Below are 9937 nucleotides of genomic sequence, written 5' to 3'. Positions count from 1 at the left end.
CAGGGGGGAAGGGGGAAGGGGGAAGGGGGGAAGGATTCATCAACACATAATCAGTGCGTCTGCACATTGAGCCGGTTAATCACGACTTGATTTGTGTAGTCTCTATGGGGTGGGAAACACGCTTTAATATCTATTCTCTAGCCTAAGCGCCTCTTTTAAACGAATCCAGCCAATTTTGAACTTGTTCACGGGCAATATCGCGGCTACCAAGACCAAATGATAGAGCAATAGCAACAGCGATCGCACCTAGTAACAGACCAAAGGCCAAATTTACAATGTCACTAGCAACACCAATCTGTTGCAACGCCATTGCGGAAACTAAGGTGATGATGGCAATCCGCGCTACCTGTCCCAAAATTCTGGCTTGGCGGTCGCCGGAACTGGAAATGAGGTGAAACGCTAAATTTGCTAAAAACAAACCAATGGCAAAGACAATCAATCCTGCCAAAATTCGCCCCAGGATGATTAAAATGCCAGTTACCAATGCTGTCAAGGCAACAATATTGAGGATATTCACTGCTGCTACTGTGGCAAACAGCATGATCCCAACTAGAACAATTACACCTGCAAATTCTGATGGGGTGCGGACTGCCGATCTGGGTGATGCTGCTTGTTCTTCGGGGGAAACCGCAGTGGCCCTAGTCAGTGATGGTAAACCGAGAACTGTGAAAATGTTGTTAAAGCCTAAACTAGTCAAAATACTCGTAACTAGATCGGCTATAAACTTCCCGACGAAAAAGGAAACGAGTAAAATTGCTACAGCGGTAAAGATGGCAGGTAAGGTATTGAGAACCAGCTGTAACATGGCGATCGCTGGCACTGAAATTGCATCAATTCTCAAAGCATTGAGTGCGGCGATCGCTACAGGAATCAAAATCAAAACATAGACAATGGTACCGATAATGCTCGATAAAGATTGCGTTCCTACCCCTGAGGAAAGTCCCATGCGACTGCCTAAGTGATTGATACCAGTGCTTGCTAGCAAGTTGGTGACAATCCGCCGCACGACATTAGCAACAAACCAGCCGATAGCAGCAATTAACCCTGCCCCTATAATATTGGGCAGAATTGACAAAATTTCGGTAATTACGGCTTGTACTGGCAGTAGAGCTTGTCTGAGAGCCAAAGTATCTAAGACGGGGACAAGAAACAGTAAGAAAATAAACCAATACAGAGCATTACCAATAGTCTCACTCAAAGATACTTGGTTGAGGTTGGTTGTATCATCTTGGGTTTCTTGATTCAACCGCTCATCGAGCCTTAACGCTTGTAATCCTCGTACCGTAATAATTTTGACAATCGTTGCTAATAACCAAGCGACTACCAAAAGAATACCTGCACCAATCAATTTCGGCAAAAAGCCAATAACTTGGTCAAGAAAATTATTTAGTGGTCGAGAGACTACCTCTAGTTCCAGAGTTTGTAAAACAGCTACAACCGTCAGGAGGATAATACCCCAAAAGATTAAGCCGGAGATGAATTTCTCAACGTTGGGAACATCCTGACGACCAGTGATGCCTGCGGCAATTCGGTTATCTAAATCAGTACGATTGAGAATACTGCGTGTTATGGCTGCTGCGATCGCGGCAATTAGCCAACCAATCAGCAACAATGCCGCTGCCCCCAATAACCGGGGAACAAACGCAATCAATTGTGCAACAATTCCTTGGACTCCAGCGACACCTGTATTAACTCTTTGTTGATCTAGTGGCGAGATGGGAAATTGTGCGAAAAAATGCTGTACCCTCATCGACAAACCAATGTCTATCAACTGGGTTACACCTTGCCAAGTTGTGTTCATGGTTTTCCGTATTTAAGGTTATATGTGTGCTAAAAACTACAGTTGTACTTAGGGTAAGATGGATATGAAATAATCCGGCACCCCAGTAAGTTCACTCATGTTTTTCCTAACAATTTACCAGTAAATTGGCAGTTAGCTGAATATCAGCAGTTGATATTAGAGATATTTTTTTTACTTTGTCAATTATTTTCTTGTTTTATCAATAAATCACACTAAAAATAAATATTTTCTAATTTTTTAGTATTATTCTATACAATGTTTTTTAGACTACAGTTGAGATTTTGCGTTACTGTAAATTCAGCAACAGCATCAAGAATGTGGAATGTCACAAGCTTTTGAACAATCAATAAAAATTAATGCCACAGCGACAGTGGTAGAACGCTGCATTACTGATTTAGCACTCATGCACCGCTGGCTTAACCCCGCCTTATGTTGCGAACCTGTGGGTGAAGCCTGGAGTACTGAAGTTGGTAGCCAAAGTCGCTTTGTGATTCAAATTCCCTTACTTAAACCCACCCTGAACAGCACCGTCGTAGAAAGACAGCCAGGGTTAGTTATTTGGGAATTTCAGGGATTTTTCCAAGGGCGCGATCGCTGGGAATGTCAGCCATTAGAACAAGGAACACTCTTACTCAACCGCTTCGAGTTCGATATTGCCAATCCCCTCATCAGTTGGGGATTCAAGAATTTTGCCGCCTCTTGGACTCAAGAAGATATGCAAGCCCAACTCCGCCGCCTCAAACGAGTCGCTGAACAACTTTAGATTTGGGATTTAATTTCTTAGAGACTTCCAAAGAATAAATTATCCAATTTACTCAAACAATATTTGTTGTCTTCCCCCTGCTCCCTGCCTCCTGCCTATCCCCCCATCTCAGTGAGTAACCGCCGAATCACAACTGCATCCTCAGCGTCAGGAACCTTTTCCAGATACAGTTGCAAGTCTTCAGCCGCTTGGGGATATTGGCCAAGTTGATAGTATAGCAACCCGCGATCGCGCACTTCTAAAATCTCCCCAGGAGAAAGCACCACAATGCGTTCAACCGCAGCCAGAGTTTTAGCTAATTTTTGCTGTTTCAGGTAAATATATTTCAAATTAGTCAGCATCCGTTTCAAAAATTGCCGATTAGTTACCGGGGCTAAAAACTCTGGTTGTAAACTCACAGGTTGCTGAAACATTTGCGTTAATTGGTCTACACAATCTTGTGCAAACATCACCTCACCACGATTAAAGGCATCAACAAAAATTTCCATATCGGGAATATCTGGGCGGATCAAAAAATGTCCTGGCATCCCCACACCCACCATAGGAAAGTCAATCCTGCGGGCAATTTCCAAATAAACCAGCGCCAAAGTAATAGGAATCCCCATACGTCTGTCAATGACATCATTTAGAAAACTATTACATGGATCATAGTAGTCAGTTTGGTTACCAGCAAATCCCAAATCAATGTAGAGATATTGATTGAGAGTTTGAATTAGGCGCAGAGGATATCGTGAGTCAGGTAAGCATTCTTTAACCTCACCTGCCATTGTGTCCAGGGCATTCAGATATTCCTCAATATCGAGATCAGGATATTCTTCCTGTGCAATATACAAAGCTGCCTTTGCTAAGTCGATATGCTCGTCAGGCTGCTGAATCTCCTGATAAAAATGTAATCGTGCTGACGAGAAATTCATAATCAAATTTGGTTAGAACTATTGGAAACTATATAGAAGTAACAAAAGCTGATCAAGTCAACCTTCTTTTTATGTCATTATCACATGACTAATCCTAACTTTTCCGGTTGGGAACACAGTAGATAATAGAAAGGTAGAAGCTAAAGAAAATTCAAAAATCCAGAATGAATATAAATTTTGCTTCTTTTAAGATTGTAGAATATCTTGCAAGCTTATATCATCAAATTTGGAATATTAATTCATTTGCTGTAAATACTTGTAGCAATTTTATTTGATTTTCCCATAGCGAAATGCTCAGATTTTCGACTGTTTCAATAAATCCGATATCTGGTTATTTGTGATTCATTTAGGATTTTTATATACAAAATTTAAATAACAAACAAATCAATCATTAACCTATATAAATAGGTATACAAGTTATGAAAATACTGTCAACCTAACTTATAACTTTTAGGGGATTGTCTATTTGGACATTAACCCTCTTGAACACTATTGTCAGAGAAAAATCTCAAAACTTTATTCTTCAAGACTATCAATTTAGGTGTAGGTTGGGGAGCCACTGCGCCCTTGCGGTTTCCCGACTTGTAGCAAGTGGCGTGGATTTAGGGGGATCAACCCAAATTTTGCACCCAGTACAGAGATGTGTGTACACGGTAGCCCCATGTATCCACCTCCCCATCTCCCAGAATTTTGCTAGAGTTAACAAACCAGGATTTTTCAGTCAAATCTCTGATAACGCCAGCAGACGAGGCTATCCATGCTTACAAGTACGCTACTTCTCTCGAACCAAATCCCTACCCTACAATACTCCTCCACACCAGAGCGATTCGATGAAACCTGGGAAGCCCCTTTGGCTACCCTCCTAGGATTAGGCCGCGCCGCGGGCGCTGACTTCATTGAATTATTTTTAGAACGTCGCAACTACATTAGTTGTCTTGCCGAAGAAGACGCTATTACCAGTATTTCACCCAGTTTAGCTACAGGTGCCGGAGTTAGAGTATTTCGCGGCAAAGGCGACTGCTATGTCAGCACCAACGACCTTTCGTTTTCTGGCTTGAAAGCAGCCTTAGAAAAAGGGCTTTCTATTCTCGGACTAGAACTACCTGTTAATAATGCTTTCATCCCCGAAATCAACCTAGAATTACTCAGAGACTACGCCACCAAAAGAGGCAAAGATGGCTGGCTACCTGTGTGTAGTTCCATCCGCGAAATGGGAGAAGTCCTCCTAGATGGAACGGCTCAACTTCAACGCAAGGCCAACCATGTACAATCACGCCGGGCTTCCTATTTCCGGGATTGGCAAGAAGTCTTAGTTGCCTCCAGTGATGGCACTTTTGCCCGTGACATTCGCCTCACCCAATCGGTAGGATTTAACTTGTTGTGTGCTGACGGTGCTAATCGTACCTCCATTGGCGATCGCGCTGGTAACACCAGTGATCCTAACTTTCTAAGAACGTGGGACTATCAACAAGCTGCGGAACACATAGCAGAATCTGCCGGAAAAATGCTGTATGCAGATTATGTAGAATCAGGCACTTACCCCATTATTATGGCCAATCACTTTGGTGGGGTAATTTTCCACGAAGCTTGCGGACACCTATTAGAAACCACGCAAATTGAACGCAAAACTACTCCCTTTGCCGACAAAAAAGGTGAAAAAATTGCTCACGAAAGCCTCACAGCTTGGGATGAAGGTCGGGCAGAAAATGCCTTCGGCACAATTGACATGGACGACGAAGGAATGCCTGCTCAAAGAACTTTGTTAATTGAAAAAGGTGTTCTCAAAAACTTCTTAGCAGACAGAACCGGGTCTTCCCGCACGGGACACCCCAGAACCGGCAGTGGCCGCCGTCAAAATTATACTTTTGCCGCAGCTAGCCGGATGCGGAATACTTATATTGCTCCCGGCGAATACACCACAGAAGATTTATTTAACTCAGTTGACAAAGGTATTTACTGTAAAAAAATGGGTGGCGGTAGCGTTGGGGCTACAGGTCAATTTAACTTTGGTGTAGATGAAGCTTATTTGATTGAAAATGGCAAAATCACTAAACCCTTAAAAGGCTCAATTCTCATTGGTGAAGCTAAGGAAATCATGAATAAGATTTCCATGTGTTCTCAAGATTTGGAACTAGCACCAGGGTTCTGCGGTTCAGTCAGTGGCAGTATCTACACCACAGTAGGACAACCTCACATTAAAGTTGATTCTATTACTGTGGGTGGAAGATAAGAATTTTAGAGAAAAATCCCCAAATCTTCAACTCTAAAATTTAACTTCGCTTATGTAATTAAGTAGGAAGGCGTAATTGTTTGTCAGATTTGTAATTCTCTCAATCAGGCATCAAACCCTTGGACAGCATGGGTTACGCTACGCTAACCCATCCTACCTTTAATTTAAACCTTCTACTTAATTAAAATTCAGAATCCAAAATCTAGAATCCAAAAGTGACTATGCCAAATATCACAGAAATTGCCAATAATGCCAAGGAAAATGCTAGTAAACTTGGTATCAAAAAATTTGACATTTATGGCGCCACAATAGATGAAACTAGCGTCCAAGTAGATCAAGGTGAGCCAAAACAAGTAAAATCTTCAAATCGCTCTGGGGTGACTGTTCGGGTTTGGAATGAAGAGAATACAATGGGTGTTACTAGCACCACCGATGTAGATCCCAAAGGGCTAGAATTAGCTTTAAAAACTGCCTACGAAGCAAGTTTTTTCGGTGTCAAAGAAAATGTCCCTGATTTTAGTCCAGAGTCTACTGCTCCTATTTCTCATCCATCTCAAGACAAAGCACCCCAAGCACCTGTTGCTGAATTAATCAATAGCCTCCTTGTAGCTGAAAAAGAACTGCTGGCAACTCATCAAGCTATTAAGGGTGTGCCTTATAATGGTTTATCGCAAAGGGATATTGACAGGTTCTACCTGAATAGTGATGGTGCTACTAGAAATGAATCTCATTCTTTGGCATCAATTTATCTTTATAGCAAAACCGAGGAAGAAGGTAAAAAACCTCGCAGTGGTAGCGCTTTTAGAATCAATAGGAGCGTAAATAATTTAGATATTAATGGTTGCATCAAAGAAACCGCAGAGAAAACCATTAGTCACTTGAATTATGAAAAAATCAAGTCTGGTAAATACCGCGTTATTTTCTCTCCTGATGCATTTTTAAGTTTGTTGGGTGCTTTTTCCAACTTATTTAATGCTCAAAGTATTTTGGATAAGCAAAGCCTCTCTAACCCTGATGATTTAGGTAAGCAAATTGCTTCGCCGCTACTTTCAGTTTATGATGATGCTTTACACCCAGCTAACTTTGGTGCTGAAAGCTTTGATGGGGAAGGAACTCCGACTCGTCAGATTTCACTCATTGAAAATGGCGTTTTAAAAGCATTTCTCCACAGCGCTGGAACTGCTAAACGCATGAATACTCAACCAACGGGTAATGCAAGTATTGGTGCTAAGGTCAGCGTCAGTCCTAACTTTTATCATGTTTTCGCAGCGACATTTCCTGAGCAGGAGTTAAGTCTAGACACTGCGGAAAACGTAATTTTAATTGATGATTTACAAGCTCTCCATGCCGGAGTGAAATCTTTACAAGGTTCGTTTTCTCTACCTTTTGATGGTTGGTTGGTAAACAAAGGTGAAAAAACGAGCATTGAATCAGCAACTGTGGCTGGCGATTTCTTGGAACTCCTAAAGTCCATTGTTTATGTGGAGAAAGAAGTAGAACTTACTCCTGGTGGAGTTTGCCCTAAAATCTGGGTTGATGAACTATCAATTACTGGTGACTAGTACCGTCGTGGAGTCAAAATTCAAAAGACTTATAGGATAGGCTATTCACTGATCTAGAAGAGTGGCTTGATTTACGCCGTCGAGTAGGCCAGGAGTTAGGAGTTAGTTGTTAACTCTTAACTCCTATTCTTCACCGCCTATACCCAGATTGATATCAAAACCATCAGCCCCGCTGATATCAGTACCAATCATTACTGCACTATCGACTTGAGCATTGTATAAGTTAGCATCGCTTAAGTCGGCATTAGTCAAATTAGCGTTATCAAATGTAGTACCATTAGCAAAAGCACCTGTAAGGTCAGCAGATCTCAAATTAGCACCAGTTAAATCTGCGCCTTCTAAGTTGGCTTCTTCTAAATTTGCACCCTGTAAATTAGCTTTTCTCAAGTCAACGCCTATTAAGTGAGCGCCTTGAAGATTTGCATTTGTTAAATCACAACCATAACATTCTCTAGTTTCTAGCAAATGCTGGACGGGATTTATTTTTTCAGTTGTGGCAGAAACAGGAGCCGCTAGAGATAACGTACTAAATAATGCTGCGGCTGTGAGAAAAATAGATTTCATATGTCTTGAATTGCGGATTACAATGCCTTTTAAAGTGTTGATTTGAATATCTTGCATTGTTTAATATTGCCAGAGTATAGATATTATGTCCTCTGGCGATCGGACGAACTTGCTATTTAAATTGGTGAATAATCAAGAGTGTGAATATACTACTTGAGTTAGAGTTTGAAGATATCAGGACTTACGCAAGTGTCATAAAAAATAAACATTTTTTGCTTGTAGTAAGGGCTTTAGCCCTTATCTTGTCAAGCCCTGCGGGCATAGCTGCGCTTACTGCGGAGCGTCTCGCAGAGAGGACTAAAGTCCTCACCTCACTACAAACTTAAAATAACGTGAGTTCGACGGATAGGAAAACGCAAAAGGCTTGTTGTATATGAATTTGCTGAACGAGGCAGAAACAGGCGATAGCGCCAGCGTTGTTTCTTGGATGCCCGGAGGGCTTTTGTCAGTTCGCCAGAGCGCACAGTGGGGGAGGGAATTACTACGATTAATTGAGAAGCGGTAAAAAAGTGACAAAAAAATGCCGAAACTAAAAATATCTAAGAAAAATCCAGGTTTCGGCTATGTCCACCATTGTATTTCGCCTCGATATCACGCAAATTTTCTGCGACGTAGATGATTTTTGTCACCAATGGTCAAACCTCTGGCGGCAGGTACCACAATTGCCATCAACAATGGGAGAAAAGCGTAGCAAATCGAGGATGCATTTATCAGAAGTGATGACAATAGTCATAGCCTTTCATGGCAGTGGATATAAGACGTTCAAAGAATTTTATACACTGCACGTCTTACCAGGTTGGCGTGAAGCATTTCCGAATTTGGTGAGCTACACAAGGTTTGTGGAATTGATGCCTTGGTGCTTAATGCTTTTATGTTGCTTTTTACATACACGCACAGGAGAAATTACTGGGATTAGTTTTATTGATTCCACACCGATAAATGTTTGTCATAACTGTCGAGCGCATTCTCACAAAGTATTTAAAGGTTTAGTCAAATGGGGCAAAAATTCTGTGGGGTGGCACTTCGGATTTAAACTGCATTTGATTATTAATGATTGTGGAGAATTAGTCGCATTTTCATTAACTCCAGCAAATGTGGATGACCGAAAACCAGTCCCAGATATGACTAAAGACTTAATTGGCAACGCCAGTTGCTTCTCTTCGAGACGCTCCGCGAACAAGTCGGCAGAGCCGCCCAACGCACTGGCTCAACTCTTTGGTGACAGAGGTTACATCTCTCAAAAACTATTTGAGGAGTTATATGAGCGAGGATTGCAATTAGTCACAAAATCTAAAAAGAAAATGAAAAATCGCTTGGTAAAACTGATTGATAAAATTCTGTTACGCAAGCGTGCTGTGATTGAGTCCGTCAATGACCATCTGAAAAATATATGTCAAATCGAACACTCTCGGCATCGTAGTCCATTTAACTTTTTGGTTAACTTGATGGCTGGTTTAGCTGCTTACACCTATTTGCCTAAAAAACCGTCGATTGATATTTACCCAAAAGATTTGCCTGCTCTACCTCCTGCCATTTTTTAGTTCCTTCGAACTCACGTTTACTTAAATACAAAGGAGGTATCCAACACCTAGCCAATATGAATAAAACAAAACTCCGTCGCAACTGTTGTTAGCTGGCTGCGCCGGAGCAAGGAGAAATAGAAACACAAAGGTAGAGCTAGCAAAATTTTTTTGTCTCAAGGATACCAAGACAGCAAAATTCAAGAAGTAAATTTACCTTTTACTTTTTATCTAGTCTCTACCTCGGCGTTTCCTACTGTGCTAGATGCGTTAAATATATAGTTTTTAGTTTTGGGGAACAGTATTCTAAAGAGCAGTTTCCATGTATCATCGTGAACGAATAAGGCAAAAGCCTTAACTAAGCTGGAATTGCCAGGATTTATAGGAAATTTTTAGGCTATTTACTAAGTAAAAGACTTAAGGCACGACGAATGTATATTTCCCACGATTCAGTTTTGGGTGGAAAAATTAGTGTGTAAAGCATAATCCCACTAATTGCATCAAAAACTAACCCGGGGTCTAAATCTTTGCTTAACGGGTGACAAGAAGGCTAAACAGCTTGTTTAATAAGGGATAGAGCCTG

The 9937-nt window shown here is 41.3% G+C and carries 7 protein-coding genes; 4 read left to right on the top strand and 3 right to left on the bottom strand.

What is annotated here, in order from left to right; translation table 11 throughout:
* Positions 1 to 142 precede the first annotated feature (142 nt).
* Positions 143 to 1801, bottom strand: coding sequence for a mechanosensitive ion channel (locus ACM0OS_RS27085; RefSeq protein WP_414546275.1), 1659 nt, complete (start codon positions 1799 to 1801; stop codon positions 143 to 145).
* A gap of 322 nt (positions 1802 to 2123) precedes the next feature.
* Here ACM0OS_RS27085 and ACM0OS_RS27080 point away from each other — a divergent pair, with 322 nt between their 5' ends.
* Positions 2124 to 2564: an SRPBCC family protein gene (locus tag ACM0OS_RS27080; protein WP_414546274.1), complete on the top strand. Its 441-nt coding sequence runs from the start codon at positions 2124 to 2126 to the stop codon at positions 2562 to 2564.
* Between the two features lie 95 nt (positions 2565 to 2659).
* Here the strand turns inward: ACM0OS_RS27080 and ACM0OS_RS27075 are convergent, their stop codons facing one another.
* Positions 2660 to 3478, bottom strand: a complete 819-nt coding sequence (locus ACM0OS_RS27075; protein WP_414546273.1) for a SirB1 family protein — start codon at positions 3476 to 3478, stop codon at positions 2660 to 2662.
* Positions 3479 to 4235: 757 nt separating this feature from the next.
* Between ACM0OS_RS27075 and ACM0OS_RS27070 the strand changes: the two genes are divergently transcribed.
* Entirely contained in the window at positions 4236 to 5708 is a 1473-nt protein-coding gene (locus ACM0OS_RS27070; protein WP_414546272.1) for a TldD/PmbA family protein, read from the top strand.
* Positions 5709 to 5929: 221 nt separating this feature from the next.
* On the top strand, positions 5930 to 7270 hold the full coding sequence (locus ACM0OS_RS27065; RefSeq protein WP_414546271.1) for a TldD/PmbA family protein: 1341 nt from the start codon (positions 5930 to 5932) through the stop codon (positions 7268 to 7270).
* 123 nt (positions 7271 to 7393) lie between these two features.
* Here ACM0OS_RS27065 and ACM0OS_RS27060 read toward each other — a convergent pair whose 3' ends face one another.
* Entirely contained in the window at positions 7394 to 7834 is a 441-nt protein-coding gene (locus ACM0OS_RS27060) for a pentapeptide repeat-containing protein (RefSeq protein WP_414546270.1), read from the bottom strand.
* 563 nt (positions 7835 to 8397) lie between these two features.
* Here ACM0OS_RS27060 and ACM0OS_RS27055 point away from each other — a divergent pair.
* Positions 8398 to 9375, top strand: a complete 978-nt coding sequence (locus ACM0OS_RS27055; RefSeq protein WP_414542704.1) for an IS982 family transposase — start codon at positions 8398 to 8400, stop codon at positions 9373 to 9375.
* Positions 9376 to 9937 lie beyond the last annotated feature (562 nt).

The sequence above is a fragment of the Nostoc sp. CCY0012 genome (assembly GCF_963920855.1).
Taxonomy (GTDB): Bacteria; Cyanobacteriota; Cyanobacteriia; order Cyanobacteriales; family Nostocaceae; genus Cyanocohniella.
This window is presented reverse-complemented; position numbering and strand designations above follow the sequence as displayed.